The 26,004-nt window shown below is 42.7% G+C and carries 24 protein-coding genes; 17 read left to right on the top strand and 7 right to left on the bottom strand.

Annotation, left to right across the window (positions count from 1 at the left end):
* Positions 1 to 315: 315 nt before the first annotated feature.
* From lepA to ACFOHL_RS10800, 6 genes are read left to right on the top strand one after another with little or no spacing between them, the layout of a single operon-like run.
* The gene (lepA, locus tag ACFOHL_RS10825; protein ID WP_376920251.1) at positions 316 to 2,112 is read left to right on the top strand and encodes a translation elongation factor 4; all 1,797 of its coding nucleotides are present in this window, start codon (positions 316 to 318) and stop codon (positions 2,110 to 2,112) included.
* The gene (gene lepB, locus ACFOHL_RS10820; RefSeq protein ID WP_376920250.1) at positions 2,112 to 2,981 is read left to right on the top strand and encodes a signal peptidase I; all 870 of its coding nucleotides are present in this window, start codon (positions 2,112 to 2,114) and stop codon (positions 2,979 to 2,981) included. The genes lepA and lepB overlap by 1 nt, the downstream gene beginning before the upstream one ends.
* Positions 2,981 to 3,658 carry a ribonuclease III gene (rnc, locus tag ACFOHL_RS10815; protein ID WP_376920249.1) on the top strand — a complete coding sequence of 226 codons (678 nt, stop codon included), beginning with the start codon at positions 2,981 to 2,983 and terminating at the stop codon, positions 3,656 to 3,658. The genes lepB and rnc overlap by 1 nt, the downstream gene beginning before the upstream one ends.
* Positions 3,655 to 4,557, top strand: a complete 903-nt coding sequence (era, locus tag ACFOHL_RS10810; protein WP_376920248.1) for a GTPase Era — start codon at positions 3,655 to 3,657, stop codon at positions 4,555 to 4,557. The genes rnc and era overlap by 4 nt, the downstream gene beginning before the upstream one ends.
* Positions 4,557 to 5,198 carry a pyridoxamine 5'-phosphate oxidase gene (gene pdxH, locus ACFOHL_RS10805; RefSeq protein ID WP_376920247.1) on the top strand — a complete coding sequence of 214 codons (642 nt, stop codon included), beginning with the start codon at positions 4,557 to 4,559 and terminating at the stop codon, positions 5,196 to 5,198. The genes era and pdxH overlap by 1 nt, the downstream gene beginning before the upstream one ends.
* A gap of 12 nt (positions 5,199 to 5,210) precedes the next feature.
* Positions 5,211 to 6,023, top strand: coding sequence for a TatD family hydrolase (locus ACFOHL_RS10800; protein WP_376920246.1), 813 nt, complete (start codon positions 5,211 to 5,213; stop codon positions 6,021 to 6,023).
* Here the strand turns inward: ACFOHL_RS10800 and ACFOHL_RS10795 are convergent.
* A complete protein-coding gene (locus ACFOHL_RS10795; RefSeq protein WP_376920245.1) occupies positions 5,990 to 6,586 on the bottom strand; it encodes an AhpA/YtjB family protein in 597 nt (198 codons plus the stop codon). The genes ACFOHL_RS10800 and ACFOHL_RS10795 overlap by 34 nt on opposite strands.
* A gap of 132 nt (positions 6,587 to 6,718) precedes the next feature.
* Between ACFOHL_RS10795 and serB the strand changes: the two genes are divergently transcribed.
* Complete coding sequence (gene serB / locus ACFOHL_RS10790) at positions 6,719 to 7,771, top strand: phosphoserine phosphatase SerB (protein ID WP_376920244.1); 1,053 nt, start codon at positions 6,719 to 6,721, stop codon at positions 7,769 to 7,771.
* 41 nt (positions 7,772 to 7,812) lie between these two features.
* Here serB and ACFOHL_RS10785 read toward each other — a convergent pair whose 3' ends face one another.
* Positions 7,813 to 10,293, bottom strand: a complete 2,481-nt coding sequence (locus tag ACFOHL_RS10785; protein WP_376920243.1) for a PilZ domain-containing protein — start codon at positions 10,291 to 10,293, stop codon at positions 7,813 to 7,815.
* A gap of 226 nt (positions 10,294 to 10,519) precedes the next feature.
* On the opposite strand from ACFOHL_RS10785, the gene radA reads away from it, so the two are divergent.
* Positions 10,520 to 11,884, top strand: coding sequence for a DNA repair protein RadA (gene radA / locus ACFOHL_RS10780; protein ID WP_376920242.1), 1,365 nt, complete (start codon positions 10,520 to 10,522; stop codon positions 11,882 to 11,884).
* An 85-nt stretch (positions 11,885 to 11,969) separates the two neighbouring features.
* On the opposite strand, the gene ACFOHL_RS10775 is transcribed toward radA, so the two are convergent.
* Positions 11,970 to 12,113 carry a hypothetical protein gene (locus ACFOHL_RS10775; RefSeq protein ID WP_376920241.1) on the bottom strand — a complete coding sequence of 48 codons (144 nt, stop codon included), beginning with the start codon at positions 12,111 to 12,113 and terminating at the stop codon, positions 11,970 to 11,972.
* 500 nt (positions 12,114 to 12,613) lie between these two features.
* Between ACFOHL_RS10775 and ACFOHL_RS10770 the strand changes: the two genes are divergently transcribed.
* Positions 12,614 to 12,868 (top strand): hypothetical protein, encoded by a 255-nt coding sequence (locus ACFOHL_RS10770; protein ID WP_376920240.1) that lies wholly within the window; start codon positions 12,614 to 12,616, stop codon positions 12,866 to 12,868.
* Between the two features lie 2 nt (positions 12,869 to 12,870).
* Here ACFOHL_RS10770 and ACFOHL_RS10765 read toward each other — a convergent pair whose 3' ends face one another.
* Positions 12,871 to 13,035 (bottom strand): transposase, encoded by a 165-nt coding sequence (locus tag ACFOHL_RS10765; protein WP_376920239.1) that lies wholly within the window; start codon positions 13,033 to 13,035, stop codon positions 12,871 to 12,873.
* A 195-nt stretch (positions 13,036 to 13,230) separates the two neighbouring features.
* Here ACFOHL_RS10765 and ACFOHL_RS10760 point away from each other — a divergent pair, with 195 nt between their 5' ends.
* Entirely contained in the window at positions 13,231 to 13,896 is a 666-nt protein-coding gene (locus ACFOHL_RS10760) for a phytanoyl-CoA dioxygenase family protein (protein ID WP_376920238.1), read from the top strand.
* Positions 13,897 to 13,926: 30 nt separating this feature from the next.
* On the opposite strand, the gene yjeH is transcribed toward ACFOHL_RS10760, so the two are convergent.
* Positions 13,927 to 15,180 (bottom strand): L-methionine/branched-chain amino acid transporter, encoded by a 1,254-nt coding sequence (gene yjeH, locus ACFOHL_RS10755; RefSeq protein ID WP_376920237.1) that lies wholly within the window; start codon positions 15,178 to 15,180, stop codon positions 13,927 to 13,929.
* Between the two features lie 164 nt (positions 15,181 to 15,344).
* Between yjeH and ACFOHL_RS10750 the strand changes: the two genes are divergently transcribed.
* A complete protein-coding gene (locus ACFOHL_RS10750) occupies positions 15,345 to 15,761 on the top strand; it encodes an Lrp/AsnC family transcriptional regulator (protein WP_376920236.1) in 417 nt (138 codons plus the stop codon).
* A gap of 177 nt (positions 15,762 to 15,938) precedes the next feature.
* Here the strand turns inward: ACFOHL_RS10750 and ACFOHL_RS10745 are convergent, their stop codons facing one another.
* Complete coding sequence (locus tag ACFOHL_RS10745; protein ID WP_376920235.1) at positions 15,939 to 18,266, bottom strand: agarase; 2,328 nt, start codon at positions 18,264 to 18,266, stop codon at positions 15,939 to 15,941.
* A 206-nt stretch (positions 18,267 to 18,472) separates the two neighbouring features.
* Between ACFOHL_RS10745 and upp the strand changes: the two genes are divergently transcribed.
* Entirely contained in the window at positions 18,473 to 19,102 is a 630-nt protein-coding gene (gene upp, locus ACFOHL_RS10740; RefSeq protein ID WP_376920234.1) for a uracil phosphoribosyltransferase, read from the top strand.
* A 49-nt stretch (positions 19,103 to 19,151) separates the two neighbouring features.
* Here the strand turns inward: upp and ettA are convergent, their stop codons facing one another.
* A complete protein-coding gene (gene ettA, locus ACFOHL_RS10735; RefSeq protein WP_376920233.1) occupies positions 19,152 to 20,819 on the bottom strand; it encodes an energy-dependent translational throttle protein EttA in 1,668 nt (555 codons plus the stop codon).
* A 346-nt stretch (positions 20,820 to 21,165) separates the two neighbouring features.
* Here ettA and lpxD point away from each other — a divergent pair, with 346 nt between their 5' ends.
* The 5 genes from lpxD to ACFOHL_RS10710 all read left to right on the top strand — a co-directional run bounded on the left by lpxD (position 21,166) and on the right by ACFOHL_RS10710 (position 25,998).
* The gene (gene lpxD / locus ACFOHL_RS10730) at positions 21,166 to 22,179 is read left to right on the top strand and encodes a UDP-3-O-(3-hydroxymyristoyl)glucosamine N-acyltransferase (protein WP_376920232.1); all 1,014 of its coding nucleotides are present in this window, start codon (positions 21,166 to 21,168) and stop codon (positions 22,177 to 22,179) included.
* A gap of 142 nt (positions 22,180 to 22,321) precedes the next feature.
* Positions 22,322 to 23,581: a serine hydroxymethyltransferase gene (gene glyA, locus ACFOHL_RS10725; RefSeq protein ID WP_376920231.1), complete on the top strand. Its 1,260-nt coding sequence runs from the start codon at positions 22,322 to 22,324 to the stop codon at positions 23,579 to 23,581.
* Positions 23,582 to 23,724: 143 nt separating this feature from the next.
* Positions 23,725 to 24,177: a transcriptional regulator NrdR gene (gene nrdR / locus ACFOHL_RS10720; protein ID WP_376920230.1), complete on the top strand. Its 453-nt coding sequence runs from the start codon at positions 23,725 to 23,727 to the stop codon at positions 24,175 to 24,177.
* A gap of 18 nt (positions 24,178 to 24,195) precedes the next feature.
* Entirely contained in the window at positions 24,196 to 25,335 is a 1,140-nt protein-coding gene (ribD, locus tag ACFOHL_RS10715) for a bifunctional diaminohydroxyphosphoribosylaminopyrimidine deaminase/5-amino-6-(5-phosphoribosylamino)uracil reductase RibD (RefSeq protein WP_376920229.1), read from the top strand.
* 3 nt (positions 25,336 to 25,338) lie between these two features.
* A complete protein-coding gene (locus tag ACFOHL_RS10710; protein WP_376920228.1) occupies positions 25,339 to 25,998 on the top strand; it encodes a riboflavin synthase in 660 nt (219 codons plus the stop codon).
* The last annotated feature ends 6 nt before the right edge of the window (positions 25,999 to 26,004 follow it).

The following is a 26,004-nucleotide window of genomic DNA, read 5'->3' as shown; positions in this document are numbered from 1 at the left end:
TTCCTGTAATAACCCAGCCGTTTTCTTAATGAATAACTTTAGTCGCATTTTTGGTGGTAAAGCTGTAATATTCGGCATTTCTCGGGGAAGAGTCAGACAAGTGCTAGCGCTTTATGACGCCCGTCCAATTTGGCAGATTTGCTTGGTCAAATACTAGACGTTTGACGGCGAGAAGATTTACTAAGGCAGTTAGAAGTAAATACCTGTTTTATATGAAATTATCCAGAGTCTACTGGCTGATGATTTGTTTTCACTTCGTATGAAAAACAGATATAGCTTAAACGACTCCAATGTTGTTTGGAACAAAATTCACTTATGCATTTAAAAAATATCCGCAATTTCAGCATTATAGCCCACATTGATCATGGAAAATCAACACTCTCCGATCGACTGATACAGCATTGTGGCGGCTTGACCGAGCGTGAAATGGCTGAACAAGTGCTTGATTCTATGGATATTGAACGCGAGCGTGGAATTACTATAAAAGCGCAGAGTGTCACACTCTACTACAAAGCAAAAGACGGCGAAACTTATCAGTTGAATTTCATCGACACACCTGGGCATGTAGACTTTACCTATGAAGTCTCTCGTTCGCTTGCGGCTTGCGAGGGTGCATTGCTAGTGGTTGATGCTGGTCAAGGCGTTGAAGCACAGACATTGGCAAACTGTTATACAGCCATTGATATGGATATGGAAGTCGTGCCTATCTTAAATAAAATCGATTTGCCGCAAGCTGAACCCGATCGCGTAGCCGAAGAAATAGAAGACATCGTGGGTATTGACGCCATCGAAGCTGTCCGATGCTCTGCGAAAACAGGTTTCGGTATCGAGGACGTCCTAGAAGATATCGTCACTCGTATTCCTCCACCCGAGGGTGATCTTGAAGCGCCTCTACAAGCTCTGATTATTGACTCTTGGTTTGACAACTACCAAGGTGTGGTGTCGTTGGTAAGGATCGTGAGTGGAGAGCTCAAGAGTAAAGAAAAAATAAAAATCATGTCTACAGGGCAGGTATACCAAGCAGATAAAATTGGTATATTTACACCCAAGCAAACAGAGAAAGACGTATTAAAAACGGGCGAAGTAGGTTTTATTATTGCAGGAATAAAAGAAATCCACGGCGCACCCGTAGGCGATACGATTACTACGTCTAGAGCGCCTACTGAGACTCCCTTACCCGGATTTAAAAAGGTCAAACCTCAGGTATACGCTGGTTTATTTCCTGTGAGTTCTGACGAATACGAAGACTTTAGAGATGCCCTTGCTAAGTTGAGCTTAAATGATGCTTCGTTGTTTTATGAGCCAGAGAGTTCGGCAGCATTGGGTTTTGGATTCAGAATTGGGTTTCTTGGTATGCTTCACATGGAAATCATACAAGAGCGCTTAGAAAGGGAATACGACTTAGACTTAATCACCACCGCCCCCACGGTAGTATATGAAGTGAAAACCACCAAAGGGGAAGTCTTGCAAGTCGATAACCCTTCAAAGTTACCGCCGATTAACGATATCGATGAAATTAGAGAGCCGATCGTTACGGCTAATATACTGGTGCCGCAAGAGTATCTAGGTAACGTTATCACGCTTTGTGTTGAAAAGCGTGGGATGCAAACAAATATGGCGTATCATGGCAAACAAGTCGCTATTACCTACGACATGCCTATGGCTGAAGTGGTACTAGACTTTTTTGATAAGCTTAAAAGTACCAGTCGAGGCTTCGCATCACTGGACTATAATTTTAGCCATTTCCAAGCGGCGGATATGGTACGCTTGGATATACTGATTAACTCCGAAAGAGTCGACGCGCTAGCTGTTATCACCCACAAGTCAAATGCGCCATATAGAGGCAGAGATTTAGTAGATAAGTTGCGTGAAATTATTCCAAGGCAGATGTTTGACATTGCGATACAAGCAGCAATTGGCAATCATGTTATTGCGCGTAGTACCGTTAAGCAGTTACGCAAAAATGTTATTGCCAAGTGTTACGGTGGAGATGTGAGTCGGAAGAAAAAATTACTGCAGAAGCAAAAAGAAGGGAAAAAACGGATGAAACAAGTAGGGAATGTTGAGCTACCTCAAGATGCATTTTTAGCGATATTGAAGGTAGATAATTAATGGCAAACTATTTCTCAATTTTTTTGGTCGTTATCAGTTTTGTAACCGGCATCGTTTGGTTAATTTGGGCATTATATTTTGCTCCCAAAGAAACAAGCCCAACGAATGAAAGCGAATCGAATAAAGGTGCTAAAGAGGCTAAAGATACAGAGCTACCCGCTTTTGTGGATTTCTGTAAACAGATGTTCCCAATTTTTTTTGGCGTCATGATTTTTCGTTCATTTATATACGAGCCTTTCCAAATCCCATCTGGCTCAATGATGCCGACTTTACTCACTGGCGACTTTATTCTGGTCGAAAAATTTTCGTATGGACTAAAAGATCCAGTAACGCGTACCAAGTTTCTTGAAACCGGTGAGGTTGAACGTGGGGACGTCGTCGTTTTTAAATATCCCTTGGATGAGAGAAAAGACTATATCAAGCGAGTTGTCGGCTTGCCTGGTGATACCATTATTTACCGTGGCAAACAACTTTTCATAAAAAAAGCGTGTAGAGAGGGGCAAAACTGCACAGGTTTAGAGCCTGTATCAGTGAAATCACTCGGTACTGGGCAATATTCTTTGAGTGGGTTTAGTTTATCTTTATTTGAAGAGCAATTAGGCGATGTAAAACATCAAATATTGCACAACCCCTCATTGCGAAGCTCTACTACGGAGGTCATTGTGCCGGCAGGGCATTATTTTGCGATGGGTGACAATCGCGATCACAGTGAAGATTCTCGGCGTTGGGGCTTTGTACCAGAAGAAAACTTAGTTGGAAAAGCGGTATTTATATGGATAAGTTTCCAGTTTGAACGCAGTCCAGAGGATTTCTTACCAACTTGGTTCCCATCAGGTGTCCGGTTTAGTCGTGTAGGTGCAATTGGCTAGTGCAAGAACATAAATTAGTAACACTGCAACGAAAGATTGGGTATGTGTTTGAAAATCAAAAGCTGATTTTGCAAGCGCTAACGCACCGCAGCGCAAATAAGTCTCATAACGAACGCTTAGAGTTTCTTGGTGATGCCGTCCTTGGTCTTATTATTGCTGAAATACTGTATCAAAAATTCCCAAAACAACCTGAGGGCAAGCTCACTCGAATGCGTGCCTCTTTGGTAAATCGGACAACCTTAGCAAGTATAGCGAGAGAACTCTCACTGGGAGAAATGCTAAAGCTGGGTTCGGGCGAAATGAAAAGCGGCGGCAACCGTCGAGACTCAATCTTGAGTGATACGGTAGAAGCTATTTTGGGGGCAATTTATTTAGATTCAGGCCTCGCTGCCGTGCAAGAATCTGTCAATATTTTGTTTCGCTCAAGAGTGGATAAACTCGACCCGTCAGTACAGATCAAAGATAGCAAAACGCAGCTTCAAGAATATTTACAATCACGTCAAATTCCCTTACCCGAATATCAAGTTGTTAGTATTTCTGGAAAAGATCATGCTCAAACCTTTCAGGTAAAATGTTCAATTTCATCTTTGGGCATTGAAGCGAATGGCAAAGGGCAAAGTCGTCGTATTGCTGAGCAAGAAGCCGCCAAACAGGCTTTAGAAGGTATTCAGTTATGACGCAAAATCACTGTGGCATGGTTGCAATAGTCGGCCGTCCTAATGTTGGTAAATCAACTATTTTAAATCGAATATTGAGGCAAAAGGTAAGTATTACCTCTCGTAAACCCCAAACTACTCGACATCGTATTATAGGAATTGATACTCAGGACAACTGTCAGGCTGTGTATGTAGATACACCAGGTTTGCACAAAGAAGAAAAGCGTGCCATCAATCGCTTTATGAATAGAGCCGCGAGTAGCTCGTTGGGTGATGTGTTTTTAGTGCTGTTTGTGGTAGAAGGAACACGTTGGCAGCAAGATGACGAACTAGTACTAGAAAAAATCAAAGCATCAGGTTTACCTTGTTGGTTAGTGGTAAATAAAGTCGACAAAGTAGATGAACAAGGTGACTTGATGGATACCTTGTCTCGTTTGAGTAAATTGCATAATTTTGAAGAAGTGCTTCCGGTATCGGCAAAACAAGGCAAGCAAATTGAAAAACTTCGCCAGCTGATCTTGTCTAAATTGCCCGTTAGCGAGTTTTATTTTCCTGAAGACTACATTACTGATCGCTCCAGCCGTTTTATGGCTTCTGAAATTATACGTGAAAAGCTCATGCGATTTACCGGTGATGAGCTTCCGTATTCAATCACGGTTGAAATTGAACAATTTAAATTGGAGTCAAATGGGGTATATCATATCAATGGCCTAATTTTGGTGGAGCGAGCAAGCCAAAAACCAATGGTGATTGGTAAAAATGGTAGCCATATTAAGACTATTGGAGCAGAAGCCAGAAAAGACATGGAAGATTTGTTCGACAATAAAGTCTTTTTAGAACTTTGGGTAAAAGTTAAATCAGGTTGGGCGGACGATGAGCGAGCGCTTCGCTCACTAGGCTATGACGAAGATTATCGATAATGAAACCATTACAAGACTTCCGGAAAGAGTATCGTTTAGGTCGTTTGGATGAGTCTCAACTCAGTAATGACCCAATGGAGCTGTTCAAAGTATGGCTTAATGAAGCCATAGAAGCCGAGTTACCCGAGCCAAATGCTATGACTGTGGCTACGGTAGATCCTGACGGTCAACCTACCCAGCGGATTGTGCTACTAAAAGATTTATCAACACAGGGTTTTGTTTTTTATACTAATTTGGGTAGTAACAAAGCCAAGCATATCCAGCAGAATAACAAAGTGTCACTTCATTTTCCTTGGCACTTAATGGAAAGACAAGTAAAAGTGTGTGGTGTCGCTCAGCCACTCCCCAGATCGGATGTATTGAAGTACTTTTTGTCTCGCCCCAAAGACAGCCAAATTGGTGCTTGGGCTTCTAAGCAAAGCCAAGTGATATCGACTCGGCAGCTTTTAGTCAGTCAATTTAATCAAATGAAAGAAAAGTTTGCCAAAGGGGAAGTCCCGCTACCTGACTTTTGGGGAGGATTTGCAATCAACCCACATCTAATAGAGTTTTGGCAAGGTGGGGAGCATCGATTGCATGACCGATTTGAGTATACACGTCAAGCTGATAGCCAATGGACGTATCGGCGTTTAATGCCCTAAAAATATGTCACGATGCTAATAGATAGCCATTGTCACATAGACTTGCCTGCATTCGACAAAGATAGACATGAAGTCATGGCTGCGGCTTGGGATGAAGGTGTTAGCAAAATGATGTTGCCAGGTTTGTTTCCAGAGCAGTGGCAAGGGTTATCGTCATTAAAACAAGTAGCGAGCGAGCATACACCACAAGCGATTGATATCGCATTCGGTTTCCATCCCTATTATTTACACGAACTAGATAGTGAAAATACAAGTGACCTACTCTCCGGTTTGGAGCGCGTTTGCACTGAACAACAAGGTAGCATCGTCGCGATAGGAGAGTGTGGCTTGGACCGCGCAATTGCATATCCTTTGCATCGCCAAATTGAATTTTTCTTAGGACAAATAGAGATAGCAAGCAAGTTGAATAAACCTCTGGTTTTGCATCATAGACAAAGTCACAACGAATTGATCCGTTTATTAAAGCAAGAAAGGTTTTCGGGGGGAGGTCTGCTTCACGCTTTTTCTGGTAGTTATGAACTTGCCAAAAGCTATATCGATATGGGGTTTGCTTTGGGCATTGGCGGCACCATCACGTATTCTCGAGCCAAAAAAACTCGCTGTGCTTTGACAAAAGTTTATTCAAAGTTTAGTTTATCTCATTTTTTATTAGAAACCGATGCTCCGGATATGCCTTTAAGCGGTTTTCAGGGAGAGCGCAATTCACCAGACAAAATTCCACTTGTCGCAAAGGCGCTGGCTGACCTATTGGATGTAGATTATTCGCTGATTGCTGAGGAGACGACATCTAACTATAACAGACTGTTTTCTTCCCCTACTTCGTGACGGTATCTAAATTTATAAAATAATCGTGTCAATAAACTTGATATGATCATTGTGAGTAAGATGATTATTAGCGTTTGAGATACTTGGCCTTGATTGAAGGCTTTGTGATGTCGAACGATTTCTTTTCTGTCTAGTACCAGCTTTATATAGCCAATGGTCTGTTGTGTATCGTCTAAAATATCTTCTACAAAAACTAGGGGCGCAATTTCGGCATTATTAATTAAATCAACAACAGAAATTGTGCTGTACTGTTGACTTAAACGTTTGCCTGCACTGTCAAAAAGGACTGCACCTTCGACAAACTTACCTGCATTTATGACTTTGATGTAATGCTCGATTAGTGCTTGATCCTTGTCTTCTAAAGCTTGAGCGATGAGTTTTGCTGCCTGCTTGGTCAATCCCCTCCCAAGTTGCTCGGACTCTACTTTGTACCATTTTTGCGCATTCTCAGTGTGCATAAACCACAAATTTACCGCAAGTATGCCAACGCAAATTAGCAGTATCGCACTTGATATACGCGTAAATATTGCCCGGTTATTTGAATTTTTGGCTTGTATCTGCACTAAAAAGAACCATAGCCCATAAGTTAGTAGAAAACCTTAGAGTAAAAGCCCGCATTTGCCAAGTGTTTTGGTTTACAGGAAGTCGTAATTAAGTAAGATACCAAGCAATAAAATCATAGGGTTGTGGCTATTTTGACAAAACGAACTTTTACATTCACAGAGCTCAATGCACCAAGTACTTCAGATGTCATGAGTAGTGCTGAGGTGTTTAACGATGATTTACTGAGTGCAAACAACAAAGGCTTAACCTTAGTTGGTGCTAAAAAAGACTCGCTGATTGAATGGCAAGTTTTAGAAGTGGTTAATACAGGCTTTAGTTTGATTGCAACAGGGCAAGGAATAAACTATGGCTTGCTTTCTCAACTTATTGAAGAACTCAATAGTGACCTGCAAATAGTTGAGTGCAGCCCTAACCCTTATCATATGAGGTATGGCAAGCAGGTTATCAATCTGCGATTTGCCGAACAAAGCACTGCACCAAAGCAAGCGGAATTACTAAAAATAGCCCAACGCTACAATGTTGATTTGTACCTAAAACCGAGTAATACGTCCCTTGATCGTCCAGGTTTATTAGTTATGGATATGGACAGTACAATCATTGATATCGAGTGTATAGACGAAATTGGCGCACTGGCGAATGTAAAGGATAAAATTGCAGCGGTGACAGAGCAAGCGATGCGTGGCGAAATCGCCTTTACTGATTCTCTAAAATACCGCGTCGCTTGTTTAGCGGGGGTCGAATTAGACAAGTTAAGTAGTATTCGACGCCGCTTACCTTTTATGCCGGGATTTTTGGCGACGATGCAAGAGTTGAAAAAACATGGCTGGTACTTGGCGATTGCTTCAGGTGGTTTTACCTATTTTGCCGATTATGTAAAAGCCCTTGCGGGTTTAAATGAAGCGCATAGTAACGTGCTAGAAATAGACAAGGGATTACTTACTGGAAAAGTCATTGGTGACATTGTTGATGGTGAAAAAAAGGCACAGGTGTTAAAACAACTACAAAGCTCACAAAATATCGCTGCCCATCAAACCGTAGCAATGGGAGATGGCGCGAATGATTTGATAATGATGGCTGCCGCAGATTTGGGGGTCGCGTATCATGCCAAACCGAAAGTACAAGAGCAGGCTCACGTTGCAATAAATACGGGAAGTTTCGAGAGTTTGCTGTATATTTTGGCTTAAAAGCTATGCGCTTTTAGCAAGTTTGCTAGGGTCGGCAGACCCTAGACTACGTTATCGCTAGCTTTTAATCGATAACGATACAACACTTCTTGTGTGATGTCCGTCAGAAAAATCGTCGCTGCGATGTCCCACATTCGCTCTTCAAAATATGTCGCTTTGTGAATGGCGTGTTGTGATAAATACAGTAGCTCTTGCTCTAACCTTTCCAAATCAGGGCGTAAAGCTTTATTAAATGTGACTGAAAAAGCAAAAAACTGGCCGCTCTCGTTGGCTGATTTTATAAAGCTACGTTTGGCTCGATGAGAACTGAGTTGGTATTGCCATTTTGCATAAACCTGATTTTCTTTACGCTTTTGTGAAGGGTTAAAAGAAACGTAAATTTCTGTACTGATGGGTTTGGGATCCAGGCTCATCATTTTTATTGATTGGCGAATAAATGCTGTGCTTTGCATGTCATCTTGATATAACCACGACAAGTTAAAGGACACTAAGTTGGCGTTATGATGTAAAAACTGTAACCAACTCGCGCGCATTTGATTAATTGTTGCCATTGCAGGCACAAATCCATTTTGTTGTTTTTCGACGTAGATGCAGGTTTGGGGGCTTGATTTTCCATGCAAGTTACGAAGAGCAATACTCATACCGGGTATTTTTTCTTCTTGCTCTAGTGCCTGTAGCTTGTCTGAATTATTACTGATCAATTGACTAAAAAACTGCTCAGCAACACCTGTTTCATCTTCCGACACTGCCTGTAAGTGCAGAACTTGCCGGTCGGTGTTTACATGCTTTACACGATACTGAACATTTTTGAGGTCAAAGTTATCGGTAATTTCCTGTAATTTTGGAAAGCTAATTTGTACCTTGCTATTTAAACGTTGTTGAAATTCGCTATCCAGTTCCAAGCGCAAGCCACTGACTGAAAAATCTTCAGTAAAACCATGAATAAAACCTTGGTTGGTTTTGACCTCTACAGGGGTACGCAGTATATATCGCGTTTGACGACGCAATTCTTTTTGTTTGTGTCTGTACGTTTCAATTGTCCTAGGAGGCTTGTTTCGCGCATGGCCAAAAAATTTCAAGAGCCGTATATTCGACTTATCTAGATTCCGGCGTTGATATACTTCTTGCGCTTTGGCATTGGTGATGTCTGTGACTGTGACCATGCCTGTAAGATTTTTTAGTCTGCCTTGTAAACGTGGTGATAAGCGTTTGTTAAGCTTGTCTATTTCTTTGTTTATACCGTCAGGTACAGAGCTTGGCACATAGGCGTTGCTCGGCGTAACGTCGCTATATGTTAGATGAAATACGCGCCAACTCACTCGTCTAGCTCCATAGGCTAAAAAAGTTTCGGCTAGCTTCGGTTGCTCGAGTAGTTCTTCGCTTGACGCCGAATAAAAGTAAATCTTTTCATCAGCGATATGGTGAAAACAGTAAACGACAGTTTGAGGATAAGCCGCACTGTCCATTGCCAGCATATTTAAACGCGCAGGATTTAACAAATATCCAAGCATCTGGTGATGGTTTTCGTCCAACCAATAATCTAGGATCCGCTTTGAACAAGCGTTTGTGCTGGCGTAAGCGGCACTTAGTTGGCCATCTTCTGTTTTTTCGACAAAAACGGGGAGCCCGGGAATGGTATTTGAAAAGCTTTGCTCGTATACCTTGCTGCTCAATGCCATCTCTACGTTATCTAGGTTGACTTTGTATCTGCGCTTTTGCAACTTAATCAGATCGAGTACAAACTGGCTAAAATGTTCGTTGACACTGCAGTCGGCTCTCAACAAATGTACGCAGGTTTTTGCCCCTCTTCCTGACAGCCCTAGTATCTTGTATTCAATGCTATCGCGAGCAAGACCCGTACCTCTATCAAGTCCTCTGAAAACGACGTGAATCGGATCAGAGACACTGATTTTTTCAAGTGTGTCAGGATCTTTAAAGCGAATTTTTAAACCTTGCACTGAGATATCTAAGGTGCTGGCGTGCGCACTCGTGTTGTCGGCAAAAAATACTTCGATATTGACGACGTAGTTGAGACGCTCCTCTCTTCTAACAGGAAAGTTCAACAATTCTTGACATGGTGTGATGAATTTGTCGTCTGGAATTTGTAACTCTGTATCTTGTACAAGTACTGAGTGTGTCTTTACAGTCTCTAGTCTGCGTTTTTCTTGTTCTGAAAAGTGAATCACGCCCTCGTAAACGCCAAATGTATATTCACCGTATCTTTTGACTAGTTTTTCAAACTCAAAAATTCCATTAACATGCAAGTAGTGCGGTATCCCTTGATAGTTAAATAACCGACACTCATCTTTTACCTTTGTTCTCAAGTCGATGGAGCGAATACACGGTTTTGCCAATCGTTTGATTTCCATTTTTATTAGGAAACTCAGGTCATTAGAAATATTTTGCGTGCGTCGCTTAAATGCCTTATTAAATGTGGCATGATTAACTAAAGGCGCAAGGGAATGAATGATTTCTCTGTATGGCGAAAGATCAGGCGTCATCGGTTTATGTGTATCAATCAAAGTTGTTTTCCTTGTTATCTACTTTACTATCGGAAAAAATTAAAAAAACTTTGATGAATGTATTTTGGTTGGATAGCGAGCGTTGAAGAGGGGGAAGACTACTTAGCAATAAAGTCGCGATGTGCCATCCATGGCGCTCCACAAAGGCTTCCTTGCCTTTGAGGCTTTATTGCTAAGTAGTCTTCCCCTCTTCATCGCTCGCTATCCAATCAACTATGGAGAATAAATGGCAAAGAAAAAAACGGCATATGTTTGTAACCAATGTGGCTCTGAGCATTTTCAGTGGCAAGGGCAATGCAAAGATTGTGGAGAGTGGAATACACTGACAGAGTTTGTCGTGCAAACAGCAAAGGATGCTCGGAGTAGCGGGTATACGGGTTTTTCTGGAAATACACGCGCCAAAGTAGAAATACTCAAGGACATTGACTTAGCCGCCTTACCAAGGTTTACATCAGGCTTTAAGGAGCTAGATCGGGTCTTGGGAGGGGGCATAGTGCCGGGAGCGGCCATGTTAATTGGTGGTTCACCAGGCGCCGGTAAATCTACTCTATTGTTGCAAGTTATGTGTTATCTAGCTGAAAAAGGCAGTGTGCTGTACGTAACAGGTGAAGAATCCTTGCAACAGGTTGCCATGAGGGCTAAACGTTTACAGTTACCGGATGACAAGCTTAAGCTGTTAGCCGAAACCAACGTCGAAACCATCTGTAAATTGGCCTTAGAACACAAGCCAACAACCATGGTGATTGATTCTATTCAAGTCATGAATATGGCAGATATTCAATCGGCACCGGGTGGTGTATCTCAAGTAAGAGAATGCGCGGCTGCGCTTACCCGATTTGCAAAGCAACACCATATCTCCATGTTTATTGTTGGGCATGTAACGAAAGACGGGAGTTTGGCAGGTCCCAAAGTGCTTGAGCATTGCATTGACTGCTCGATGATGTTGGAAGGAGAGAGTGACGGTCGGTATCGAACCTTAAGAGGAACAAAAAACCGGTTTGGTGCCATCAATGAGTTGGGAGTGTTTGGTATGACCGAGCACGGCATGAGGGAAGTGTCTAACCCCTCAGCGATTTTTTTGAGTAAGCAGCAACAAGCAGCTGCAGGTAGTATCGTGATGTCTGTATGGGAAGGGACACGCCCGCTATTAGTCGAGATACAAGCCCTTGTCGATTACAGTCAAATGTCAAATCCGCGCCGCGTAACAGTAGGGCTTGATCACAACCGCTTAGCCATGCTGTTAGCGGTAATGCACCGCCACGGTGGTATTCAAATGAACGATCAAGATGTATTTGTGAATGTGGTAGGTGGGGTAAAGGTGACCGAAACCAGTGCTGATTTAGCCCTATTGTTGGCAATGTTGTCTAGCTTTAAGAATATCATTTTACCTGATGGCGTGATTGCATTTGGTGAGGTAGGTTTATCAGGAGAAATTCGCCCTGTACCGAACGGAACAGAACGCATAACAGAAGCGGCCAAACATGGATTTACGAAAGCAATAGTGCCCAAGGCGAATGTACCCAAACAACAAATTCAAGGCATAGAAATAGTCCCCATCGTCAAGTTGGCAGATGCGCTGGAGGCTATTTAACATAGTAGTATGCAGATACTATTTGCCGGTGTTTCAAACCTGTGTCATAACTGAGGGTGCGTTTGATTGAGCTTGTCGGATGCACTTACTCATGATAACCGCCAATAAACGCCGGCAGTATTCGCTCTGCAGTTAACTGTTGAGTAGAATTTGGGTGTTCATGACCCGTTACCACAATGACAAGATCAAGCTCAGGTAGATCGATAAATTTGCGCCCAGTGTTGGGCATTTGCCAATGCGCTATTCTTGCTTCTTCAGTGGCTTCTGGCGTTTCTCTTTAGGTTTCATCAGCTAGTAGAACTTTAGCCTTAGTTGCTGTGAAGAAAATTGTGATTAGAGCAATAAGTTTACAAAGTTTTCTGATCGTCATGTCGAATTCCAAATAATTTGGGAGAAACGCTTAAGCTATATGATTACAAGTAAAAACAATTGAAAACTAGCTGATGTTTCGCTGAATTTTTTATGATGTTGGCAGAACAAGGGCATAAAGTTGTAATTGCGACATTGATATAAGTTCTTTATTAACTTGAACAACGCAGAGGTCGGGCTCTAGATCACTGCTTGACAGAGTCTATTATCCTAAGTTTAAGTTTATTGGATTCTCATTAAATTCGAAGCTATTGTCGAAATACTCTTGGCTTTGACGCAAGCACTCAAGCCGAATAAAGACATGTGGCTTTGATTTATGTATGATGTGTTCAGGAAGTAGTCAAGCGCTCAGGAGAAGAAGTGAGAGTCCCATCGTATTTTTTACCTATTCGTCCGCAAAAAACGCAATTACCCAAGAAACCCACTGTTTCGCTGGACAAGTCAGAAACTGATAATGATGCCACTAAACAAGAAGGTGTTATTCATGCAAAAATTGACGAAAAACGCAAGGGAAGAGACCGCCGCAAGCGAAACCAAAAAGTATTGCTCGACACGCGTTCTGGTAGAGACCGTCGGTATGACAAAGCTAAGCCTTCAGTTGACGTGAAAGCTTAGGATCATTTATTTGCTTTTTTGTGCTTGGCAACCCAGTTGTAAAGCAATTTATCAGTAATACCCAGTGATGCTGCCGCTTCTACTACTGAGTAACCTTGTTCATTCACGAGTGCAATCGCTTCTTGTTTGAATTCATCAGGATAGCGTCTATATTGTCGTTTAGTCATTGTTCACCTCAAGTTAAGAGTTTATCCTTTCTTGAAGTGTCCAGCTAATTCAACCACAACAGGCGGAGGTGGCGGCGATTGACGTATATAGTTTCGCCATTCTCGCGGAACAAAGGATGAAATGAAGAACTTTACTGTTGTCCTCTTGTATCCTTGTAGATCAACCATTGTGTGTTATTTGAGGATGAAAGCATAGTGTCACGCTTAGAGAATGGATATGAATTGATAGAGGGGTTTTTATCTCTTGAACAGCTCAATTCCATAAAGAACGAAATAGAAGGCGCTCGCTTCCCAAATAGAACAGGTGGAATTCGCAACGCAGAGAAAAAATTTGCTTCTGTTCGCGATATTGCTTTTTCAGATAAATTGATTGCAAAGGCTGGGGTTTATCTTTCGGGTGCTGCCCAGTTCGTTCGAGCAATTTTATTCAATAAAACACCTGAAAATAACTGGCTGGTAACATGGCATCAAGACAAAACTGTAGCGGTTTCCAATAAACTCGAAAAGCATGGATGGGGGCCATGGAGCATTAAGGATGGAACTCACCATGTTCAGCCTCCGGTGTATGTGCTTGACCAAATGGTAACTTTTCGCATTCACCTCGATGACACAAGTCTGAAAAATGGGTGCTTAAAAGTTGTACCAAATAGCCATCAGCTAGGCATCTTAAACTCAGGAGAAATTCAAGCATATGTGCATAGTCATGACACAATAGCCTGTGAAGCGCCGTCAGGATCTGCTTTAGTTATGCGCCCAAATATACTGCATTCATCTAGCAAGGCTATATCACCGTCTCAGCGCCGAGTACTGCATCTTGAGTACAGTAGTTTTCCTTTACCAAATGGTATTTCATGGGCGTAATAAGTATGGTCACGTTTGACGAGAATAACTCTACTTTTTATGATGACAGAGGGTTAATTTACTCTGACGCCAATATTTCATTAGTGGCACTAGCAGACAAATCAACAGAGCTGCGTAAATCATTTTCCAAGCTAAACTTGCTGCTAGTACTAGGCACACAGTTATACCGACAAATATAAATCCGCGGTAAACCCTAGACAGAAGTTCTAGAGCAGAAAGCATGGATGTTGCATAAATAGCAATGAATACGCCGTTGCATAAACCGACTAATGTTTCGAGATCCAGTGACAAACCATGAGACACTGTGAGCACAAAAAACATCAACAGAGCGAGGTGCCGAAGAGCTGTACTAGCCACTCCGTGAGCGTTTTCTCTATCGTACAATTTAGGCAACACACCTTGTTGAGCAAAGCTTTGCATAAGCTTACAACAACTTGCCATGTATACATTTATCGTCGCCAAGCCGCCAGCAATACCAAGAAAGCCGATGACAATCTCACCATAGTTTCCAAACAACGTATTAAATACGTCAATGATAGCCAATGAGCTTGTAGTGTTTAGGTGAATAAGTAAAAAAGTGCAGCATATATAGATGATACCCACAGTAAGTGTGCCTATTATGATAGCTGGCGTCATATCTTCTTTTGGTTTTTTGAACTCGGTTGATAAATGCGCCATGGCTTCGATTCCTAAAAAGCTCCAAAAAGCGAGCGCGGCCGCTGGCATGATACTTATTGCTGAGGTTTCATTGAGCCTAGGAGCGACAAGGTCAGCAGGGGAGCTAAGAAAGTAGCTCATGCACAATCCAACTATGACAATGCATATTAATGTCGTCAACAAAAGTTGGATGTTGGCGGAAAAGCTGATCCCTTTGCGATTTAGCGCATAAATCAAGGCCAAAAACCCATATTGAATAAATAGCCCGATTGACGAATGAAAGGCAAATATACTGTCGACAAATTGATACGTCATGATCAATGCTGCAGGTGCGCCGATGGGTACCACGAGCAAAAAACTCATGCCTATTGCGCAGCCAAATGGTTGACCAAAAGCCTGAGCAACAAAATTGGCTGGTCCGCCAGCATGTGGATGTTCAGCGCATAATTTGGCAAAAACTAGTGCGATAGGTAGCATGGAAATCGTCAGTATTGTCCAAGCCCAGATGGCGTTTTTCCCCGCTATTTCGACCGTGATCTGCGGCAGTATAAAGACGCTCGTGCCCAATAGTGTTGTCGCCAGTAATCCCGCACCTTGCCAACGCCCCAACTTGCCTTTTTGTTGCATACTCAGTTTACCTTTTTGCGATAGTTTACTCATGAGAGCAGAGATTATAATGTGAACGCGCGATGCAAACTGACGAAACACCTTGACAATAAAAGGGTATTTCCGCCATTTTAACGGATTAATGCTATTTTTACGGCAAATCGTCGGGGTGTAATCAGAGAACAATGGATAAATTTGACCAAGCCATCTTAGAAGCGCTAAAAATTAATGCAAGAGCGAGCATTTCTTCCATTGCTGAAGAAGTTAATCTTTCTCGCTCTTCAGTATCTGAGCGCATCAAAAAATTAGAGCAAAACCAAGTAATAAAAGGTTACCAAGTGTTGCTTACTGAGTCTCAAAAAGACGGGGTGAGTGTTTATTTTGAGATCCAACATCAATGCGCCCGTTGCGCTGAGTTGATCCCGTTTATCAAAAAGTTTCCAGAAGTCATCAAATGCCATGGAATAACGGGAGATATGGACTTACTTGTTTTTGTACACGCCAGTTCTATGCGCCGTATTCACGAAATTAGAGAAGCTTTAGACATGTCAGAAGATATTGTAAAAATTAAAACGCATGTAGTCATGAGCGAATGGGTATAAGTAACCAGAGCTCGGGATAAGTAACTACAGCTTGGGTTAAGTACTATGTTGATTCGTCACCTTGTTATCCCGAGTTCAGGTTATTTATAAGAATCAAGATGACGGCATGCACATCCTTGTACATGCTTGAATCATTGTCGAGTACAATCATCTCGGTCTTAGCGTTTTTGCGCCAATTTACTTGCCAGAGCGCCTTGTGTATATGGCGTTATTAACTTCTTTGGCAGCATCAACCAATGGCTGGTAGGGGATATCTGCAACATTGACAAAGCCAACATTGTAGTTTTCTCCATCGTAAGCGCGGCCTGTGAGTGGTCCATCAATGTACTGGAACCAATGTGCGCCAACCAAGTAAGAATTGTCGATTACGCCGTAGACATATTGTTTGTAACGTTCGCCTCGATCAGCCTGTGTAGGCAAATGTATCAGCCCTGGATTAACCAAACCAGAGTCATAGGCTCCGCTGTGGAATTCACCAATAATACTCGGCATATCAATATCCTTTAAGAAATGCCAAAAGTTATCACTGATCCCTTCCTTGTAGTAGTTATAGCTCATGACGTCGACATGTTTTGCTGCCGCTGCCCTAACTTCTTTGGTCATCCCCCAGTCTGCAAAGCGCGCACCCATGTACATATGATTGGGCAGGTAAGTTTTTACAGCTTCTTTAACAATTCTGAAATATTGTTCAGCGTATATGTAGAGAAGGTTTGCTAAATCTTCGATTAGTACATCATTGAATGTTTCCAGTGCCACTCCGCCGGCTAGCGTTTCCCATGAATCAAAGTGCGTCGCCCATGCATCATTGAGTTTTTCGATGGTTTCATACTTACCTGTAAGCGCAGTCATATATACTGCTTTAGTCGGGCTTTTGCTAGCATCCAGACTTAAAGTATTGATTGGTATCCCATAAGTCGCTGTAACATTTACTGTTGTTGCACTTGGGTCTTCAATGCCCCAGCTTTTCTCATTGTCAACAAATACGCCTACGCACCATGGGTTGTTTTGTACTTCTTTGCCTATTTGCTCAGCAGTGACTAATGCCCGTTCTTTAAACACTGGGTCAAACACATCGGGCAGTGCACTCCACAAGTCGTTTCCGCTGCTTAGGGTTTTAAAATCGCCAATGATCCAGCCATTAGCAAAATACGGAAAACGGTTAAGTTGGTAATAGGATGGGTCAATCCAATTTCCAAATGACGTGAAGCCCCAACTCAGCATCCTATCCACGGTTGTTGTTCGCCATTTTTCTAAAAACACGTCCGGATCATTGGTTTGATATTTACGGGCTAAGTTGGCGCGGTAAAAGCTATATGTTTCGCCTTTCTCTAACGCTCCAATGAAGGTTTCACGGCGATAACCAAAGTGGATACCCAAGTCGTCTTCATAGCTTGGCAGCCATTTAAACATATTGGCTCTTAGTTCAGACGCCACATGCCGGGTTGGCCAGGCTTTTTCCGGAGCGGGGTTTAAGCCAATCGAATCTTCAGGCGTTTTGTCGTTGGGATCACGTTGCTTAATGAATTTGCTGTCAAAGTCATAACCCGTAATTGTGGATGTATTCGCCATGCGAACATTGGCTATACCATTTGAGAAAAATAAGTAGCCCTCGGGGTCTACTAACCACCATTTGCCATCAAGCTTTTCTGTTCTGAAGTAACCTGTGGCTTCGAGTTTGGGACCTTGTGCCCAACCGTTGAATTTTGATCGTCCATCTAGAGGTGTTTTCCGTAATGCACTTTGCTCTTTGTTTGAGACTTGAATGAGTTCATCCAAGCTATTTACTTTTCCAACAAAGTCCATTTTTGCATTTTGACCAAACTCGTCGACGATATCGACCAAATAATTCTCGTCAATGGCTGTTGGTTTGATCAGTCGGGCGTTATCAATAACGAAAGTGTTGTCTTCTACCACTCCCAGAAGTTTAAACTCAATACTTTCAATATTTTTTAAATCTATGTTTTTTACGCCCCAGCGCCACACAATGGGCGCGTATTCTGTGATCCAGGCTTTTGGATTGGCGCGCAGACCCGTTTCCACATCAAGATCTTTACCTGACAACTCTAAATAATAAGTGTTTGTGCTATTAGCGGGTAAAGACAAACTTCGGTTATGGGTTTGTCCACCTTTGTCTTTTGCCGTGACGTATACAAATACGGGTTTATCTTGTGTGTTTTCAATATCCAAAGCAAAGGCAAAGTCGCCTTCTTTGCTCCAATCCCAAGCTTGCTCTGGTTTAAATTTGAATGCTGCTTTGTGGTGTTTGCTAGAATTTAAGGTAATGGCGTACTTTTGGTTACCACCTGCGTCAATCGCCTTAGCTTCACCATTTTCGATATGAACAGCAGAAAAGTCTTGTGTATTTTCGAAATCAAACAGAATGCTCTCGGTACTCGCTTTGCTGCTGTCTGTCGAGCCTTCATTTTTAGACCCGTTACAAGCGCTGAGCATAGCAATACTGATGGCCGCAAATACAAATTTGTTTTTCGTTTTTTTGTAATTCATTAACAACACCCGAATTGAAACATAATCGTTACACAATTTAACACAAACAACACATAATTTGTTTATAAAAATGACTTTCGCTTTTAAAAAGCCTCTAATGTTCTCATTCCGCTTTGAAAAAATACCTCAATACCTCAATACCTCCGTGACTCCTTGAGGGGTGTCCATTACTATAAATACATCAACATCGTCATCTGAGGTCAAATATGTCCGTCCATGAAATTCAACATCCACTGATTAAGCATAAAGTCGGATTAATGAGAGCAAGTGGAGTAAGTAGTAAAGATTTTCGAGAACTTGCCAGTGAAGTCGGCAATTTACTGACTTACGAGGCCACTCGCGATTTAGAGACTGAGGCCTGTTCAATAGAAGGTTGGACGGGAGAGTCCTTGCAAGTTGAAAAAATAAAAGGAAAGAAAATCACAGTTGTACCTATTTTGCGTGCAGGCCTAGGCATGATGGATGGTGTGTTGAGATTAATACCCAATGCCAAAATCAGTGTAGTAGGTTTGTACCGAGATGAAGAAACCTTGCAGCCAGTTGCCTATTTTGACAAGGTTGTCAAAGATGTCGATATACGGACCGCTTTGATAGTTGATCCTATGTTAGCGACCGGCGGAACCCTAATCGCCACTATCGACTTGCTAAAACAAAAAGGCTGTAAACAAATATTGGGATTGTTTTTAGTGGCTGCGCCTGAAGGGATTCAAGCTGTGCAAGCGGCTCATCCTGACGTGCAAATCTACACCGCGTCAATAGATGAAAAACTCAATGACAAAGGCTATATTTTACCAGGTTTGGGGGACGCGGGTGACAAGATATTTGGCACCCGATAATCACTGATACAGAGTGTGTACCGCCTAAATATTGGGCGGTACGACCAAATCAAGCTGATATCTTTTTGTATTTCAAACGGTGCGGTTCAACAACATCTTGTCCATAGGTGTCTTTCAACCATGCTTCGTATTCAGCATAGTTACCTTCGTAGAAGTTGATTTTACCCTCGTCACGGTAGTCCATGATGTGAGTGGCAATACGATCTAAAAACCATCTATCGTGAGAGATAACCATGGCACAACCTGGGAACTCCAGTAAGGCGTTTTCTAGTGCGCGCAAGGTTTCAACATCTAGGTCGTTTGTCGGTTCGTCGAGTAATAGAGTATTGCCGCCTGCCTTTAACAATTTCGCCAAGTGAACGCGATTTCGTTCACCACCTGATAGATCCTTGATGTACTTTTGCTGATCAGTACCTTTAAAATTGAAGCGACTGCAATAAGCTCGACTATTGATTTCGAAATTGCCAATGCGGATGATATCTTGGCCATCCGATATTTCGTTAAATACCGTGTTGTTTTCATCCATGTGATCCCTAAATTGCTCAACACTGGCAAGTTGCACCGTATCGCCTACAGCGATCTCCCCAGAGTCGGGTTTTTCAGCGCCAGATAACATTCTAAATAAAGTGGATTTTCCTGCGCCGTTGGGACCAATGATGCCAACAATGGATCCTTTGGGCATTTTAAAACTCAAACCATCAATTAAAACACGATCGCCGTATGATTTGCATAAGTTATTGACTTCAATGACTTTATCGCCTAGGCGCTCACCAGGTGGAATGAACAATTCATTCGTTTCGTTGCGCTTTTGATAGTCACTGGTATTGAGTTCTTCAAAACGCGCCATCCTCGCCTTACTTTTAGCTTGTCGGCCTTTGGGGTTAGAGCGTACCCACTCAAGTTCTTGTTTTATTGATTTTTGACGCGCATTTTCGCTGCGTTCCTCTTGTGCTAAACGCTGATCTTTTTGTTCTAGCCAGCTAGAGTAATTACCCTCCCAAGGAATGCCTTCACCACGGTCGAGTTCTAATATCCATCCCGCCACATTGTCCAAAAAATACCGATCGTGGGTGATCGCTACCACTGTTCCTTCGTAATCGTGTAAAAACCGTTCAAGCCATGCTACCGACTCGGCATCTAAGTGGTTTGTTGGTTCGTCAAGTAACAGCATTTCAGGCTTTTCTAATAGCAATTTACACAGGGCAACACGCCTGCGCTCACCACCGGATAATTTGCTCACGTCAGCGTCCCAAGGAGGCAGTCTAAGTGCGTCAGCTGCGCGTTCGAGAGCGTTGTCTAGGTTGTGTCCATCTTTACTTTGGATGATAGCTTCTAATTCGCCTTGTTCTTTTGCTAAGGCATCAAAATCTGCATCGGGTTCTGCATAGGCTGCATAGACTTGGTCAATACGAGCGAGGGCGTCAACTACATCGGCAACGGCTTCTTCTATATTGCCTCTTACATCTTTATTTTCGTTAAGTTGCGGTTCTTGCGGCAAGTAGCCTATTTTTAAATCTGGTTGCGGCCTTGCTTCACCTTCAATATCCGTGTCAACACCGGCCATGATGCGAAGCAATGTAGACTTACCCGCGCCATTTAGACCAAGTACACCAATTTTTGCTCCCGGAAAGAAGCTAAGTGAAATGTTTTTTAAAATTTGTCTGTTCGGTGGAACGATTTTGCCCACCCGATGCATACTATAAACGTATTGTGCCATTTATGTCGCTACCAAGTAATTGTTAATAATGCGTATTGTAAATCAGTTCGGTCAGTTTAGTCATACAAATTTTGTGTTACCATAACTCGAAGATTTGGTGGGTTTGTACTGTATTGGCCAAGGTCGACTAGAATCAAAAACGCTGCAAGTATATCCATATACACTTTTGTTTTTCATCCATGAATAACAAATTTTGATTCTAGTCGACCCTGGCCAATACAGTACAGACCCGCTCTGACCAGAAGATAAGCATGCAGTTGTATGTCTGTAATGGCGCAAATAACTGCAAGCAAGTTAAGACATAGTTGAAGGTGAAAGCCGTAACAATTAGTAGGAATAGGTATACATGGCGTATAGCGTTGAGCAAATTGCAGAACATATTGGTGGAGAAGTCAGAGGCGAGGGGGCGTTAATCATTGAAGGAATTGCAAATTTAGGTAAAGCGCAAACCAATCAGCTTTCATTTTTATCCAATCCCAAATATGTTGAGCAACTTCGAACCACGCAAGCCGGCACCGTCATACTGAGCAAAGCAAATGCCGATGAGTACAAGGGCAATGCCATTCTGGTTAAAGATGCCTACCTTGGATTTGCCTTAGCTGCGCAGCTACTCGATACCACCCCTTCTGTAGATTCGGGCATCGCTAAAACAGCGGTGATTGCCAGTACTGTGAAGCTAGGAAAAAATGTTGCCATCGGCGAAGGGGCTGTAATTGACGATGGAGCGCAGATTGGTGATGACTGTGAGATTGGCGCAAATACTTACATAGGGAAAGGGAGCCAATTAGGCCGTGGGGTTAAATTGCGTGCTAATGTAACGATTTATCATCATGTAATATTGGGCGACGAGGTATCGATTCATAGTGGAACGGTTGTGGGTAGCGATGGTTTTGGTTATGCAAACGATGCTGGAAATTGGGTGAAGATCCCTCAAGTGGGCAGCGTGTTAGTGGGCGAACGCACCGAAATTGGTGCTAATTCGTGTATTGATCGCGGTGCGCTTGACGATACAGTGATTGGTAAAAACTGCATTATAGATAATCATGTGCATATCGCGCACAACGTTATTATTGGCGATCACAGCTGTTTATGCGGTGGTGTGGGGATTGCGGGTAGTGCTCATATTGGCAAGTATGTGGTTATTGCGGGTCAATGCGCAATCAATGGCCACATAAGCATCGCTGATGGTGTGCAAATTACGGGGGCTTCTATGGTAACAAAGAGTATTAAAGAGAAAGGCGTATACTCCTCTGGCATCCCTGCTGCTCCCAATAAAGACTGGCAGCGAAACACAGTTAAACTGCGCTCTATCGATAAACTCTATGAGCGAGTGAAATTATTAGAAAAAGCCACTAAATAGTCTTACATTTTTGCTGCATTTTAATTTACAGTTTTTGGCTAAGATATTCCTAAGTAAGCCTATACAAATTTAGTTTTTGGGCTAAAATACACGCGATTTTTATGTTCTGTATCAGAAATTTCTGTCTGCCCAAGGAGACCTTATGTTATCAAGCAAAATGACCATCGCAGAATTCGATCCTGAATTAGCGGCTGCAATGGAAAAGGAAACGCAGCGCCAAGAGCATCATATCGAGTTGATTGCTTCTGAAAACTACTGCAGTCCACGTGTGCTTGAAGCTCAAGGTTCTCAGTTAACAAATAAATATGCTGAGGGTTATCCCGGCAAGCGCTATTACGGCGGTTGTGAATATGTTGATATTGCTGAACAGCTAGCCATTGAGCGTGCTAAAACATTGTTTGACGCTGACTATGCGAATGTGCAGCCTCATTCTGGCTCTCAAGCTAATTCAGCGGTTTTTATGGCCTTAATTGAAGCCAATGACACTGTTCTCGGCATGAGCCTTGCGCATGGTGGGCATTTGACGCACGGCGCACACGTTAACTTTTCGGGTAAAACATACAATGCTGTGCAATATGGTCTACATCCTGAGACAGGGGTGATTGATTACGAGCAGGTTGAAGCGCTGGCGTTGGAGCACAAACCAAAACTTATTATCGGTGGTTTTTCGGCTTATTCTGGAATTGTTGATTGGGCGCGTTTTAGAGAAATTGCGGATAAAGTCGGTGCTTATCTTTTAGTTGATATGGCTCATGTTGCTGGCTTGGTAGCCGCGGGGGTTTATCCTAGCCCAGTCCCTCACGCTCATGTTGTGACGACTACAACACATAAAACACTCGCCGGGCCACGAGGCGGACTAATAATTTCTGCTTGTGGTGACGAAACTATTTACAAAAAGCTAAACAGCTCAGTTTTCCCTGGCAATCAAGGTGGACCGCTATGTCACGTTGTTGCTGCCAAAGCAGTGGCTTTTAAAGAAGCCCTTTCTGATGAGTTCAAAACGTATCAGGCGCAAGTATTAAAAAATGCAAAAGCGATGGTCGCCGTTATTCAAGAGCGTGGGTACAAAGTTGTTTCTAATGGCACAGATAACCATTTATTTTTACTAGATTTAATAGATAAAGATATTACGGGTAAAGATGCTGACGCTGCCTTAGGTTCGGCTAACATTACTGTTAACAAAAACTCAGTGCCAAATGACCCACGCTCTCCATTCGTAACAAGTGGATTGCGTATTGGTACCCCAGCGATCACTCGCCGAGGATTTGGCGAAGCGGAATCAAAACAAGTAGCCACTTGGATTTGTGACGTCTTAGACAACATGGGTGACAATAGTGTCATTGAGAGAGTAAAGTCAGAAGTGGTGACTTTGTGTGAGTCTTTCCCTGTATACAGTGAGTAACTCTGCGCGTTATTAAAAAGGGGCGTAAGCGTACAAGTAGTCTAACAGAATGCAGAATGATTGCTCGTAAAGGAAAGATTGCTTGAGCCAAAAGTGTTGAGTCGGACTTGTTCCGACTCTTTTGTTTTTTATTGGAGCGATTAATGTTCTGTCCATTTTGTTCACAGCAAGAGACCAAGGTGATTGACTCTCGCTTGGTATCCGATGGCGCGCAGGTTCGCAGAAGACGCCAATGCACAGTGTGTAACGAGCGTTTTACCACCTTCGAAGCGGCAGAGCTTGTGCTTCCCGGGGTTATTAAACGCGATAACACTCGCGAACCTTTTAATGAACATAAACTTAGAGCCGGTATCGAGAGGGCACTGGAAAAGCGTCCTGTTAGCGCAGAATCAATCGAAAAATGCATCAATCAAATTAAATCAGCTTTGCGTGCAACTGGTGAGAGAGAGTTAAAAAGCGAGTTTATCGGGGAACTTATCATGCAACACTTGAAGATGTTAGATAAGGTTGCATATGTAAGGTTCGCTTCAGTGTATCGCTCATTTGCAGATGTTAAAGAATTTGGCGAAGAAATTGCACGTTTATCAGATGACTAACCTAGGCAATAAGTGTGTATGAACGCAATCGATGATGCCAAATATATGGCCTATGCTATTTCTTTAGCAAAGAAAGGCCAGTATTCGACTACGCCAAACCCTCAAGTTGGTTGTGTAATTGTTAAAAACAACAAAATAGTCGGTGAGGGCTACCATAAAAAGGCGGGTGAGCCTCACGCAGAGATACATGCCTTACGTTCAGCAGGAGAAAATGCGCAAGGTGCCGATGTATACGTAACCTTGGAGCCCTGCTCGCACACGGGGAGAACTGGACCTTGCACGCAGGCACTGATCGAAGCGGGCGTCCAAAGGGTAGTCATAGCCTGCACAGATCCCAATCCTTTGGTGTCTGGCCGAGGTGTGAACATGCTGAAAGACGCAAATGTCAATGTGACGCTTGGCGTGCTCGAGCAAAAAGCCAAAAAAGTCAATGTCGCTTTTTTCAATAGAATGCAAAAAAAACGCCCATACCTCATTGCTAAACTCGCTTGTAGTTTGGATGGTAAAACTGCCTTAGCAAATGGTAAGAGCCAATGGATCACAAGCGAAGCCGCTCGCGAGGATGTGCAAGTTGAGCGAGCAAGAGCGTGTGCCATATTAACTGGTGCCAATACGGTAATAAGCGACGACCCTCGATTAACAGTAAGAAGTGACAGCTTAGAACCAGCCACTCAAAGTGCTTTTAACTACAGAGGAAAACAAGCTCTTCGAGTCATTATTGATGGCAAGAATCGACTATCGTCACAATTTCAGTTATTCAAGGACGGAAACCAGAATTTGGTATTTAATCTCAAAGAAAATCAATCTCTTGTATCCTTACCCGGTACACGGCAACACCAAATAAAATCAGTTGGTGAGCACGTAGACCTACATGAAGCATTGCAGTACTTAGCGATAGAAGAGCACATTAACTTGGTATGGGTGGAGGCTGGCGCGTCCTTGTGTGGCGCTCTTTTGTCAGAAGGTTTGATAGATGAGCTCATTGTATATCAGGCACCCCTTATTTTGGGTGATAAAGGTAGAGATTTGTTAGTATTACCTGAACTGACTGATTTAAAAAAAGCAATATCGGCGCCATTTTCGAGCATTACTCGCGTGGGTAATGATGTAAAATATAGAATCAAATTGGATTCAACAAACAAGACCGACAGATCTTAATCTATGTTTACTGGAATTATTGAAGCAAAAGGCACAATTAAGCGATTATTTAATAATGGTTCGGATATTCGTTTAGTTGTAAATACAAATACACTCGATATGTCAGATGTAAAACTCGGGGATAGCATTGCCACAAACGGCGTTTGTTTGACGGTTGTTGATGTTGGAGCAGATTATTACGCTGCAGATGTGTCCGAAGAAACAATCAAGCATACCGGATTTGCTCATTATCGAACTGGCAGTAGCGTCAACTTGGAAAAGGCCATGCGTCCTGATACCCGATTTGGTGGACATATTGTGTCTGGGCATGTGGATGGTGTGGGTGAAGTGGTATCCGTTACCGATCACAGTCGTTACGTCGAAATTTGGGTAAAAGCACCAGACGAGCTTGCAAAATATATTGCTCACAAGGGATCAATTACGGTGGATGGTGTCAGCCTTACTGTGAATCAAGTGAAAGGAGCAGCATTTATGCTCTGGCTGATTCCACACACTTTGCAAGAGACCACAATTGGAGATTACAAAGCGGGTACGAGAGTAAACCTAGAAGTAGACCTCGTGGCGCGTTATTTAGAAAGACTTCTATTGGGTGAAAAAGCTTCGGAAGTGGCAGAGTCAGATATTAGTTTAGCTTTTTTAGCAAAACACGGGTATTTAAAATAAGAGAAT

The sequence above is a fragment of the Agaribacter flavus genome, assembly GCF_042646125.1.
GTDB classification, from domain to species: domain Bacteria; phylum Pseudomonadota; class Gammaproteobacteria; order Enterobacterales; family Alteromonadaceae; genus Glaciecola; species Glaciecola flavus.
The sequence above is the reverse complement of the archived record's forward strand: the minus strand, read 5'-3'. Positions and strand labels throughout refer to the sequence as shown.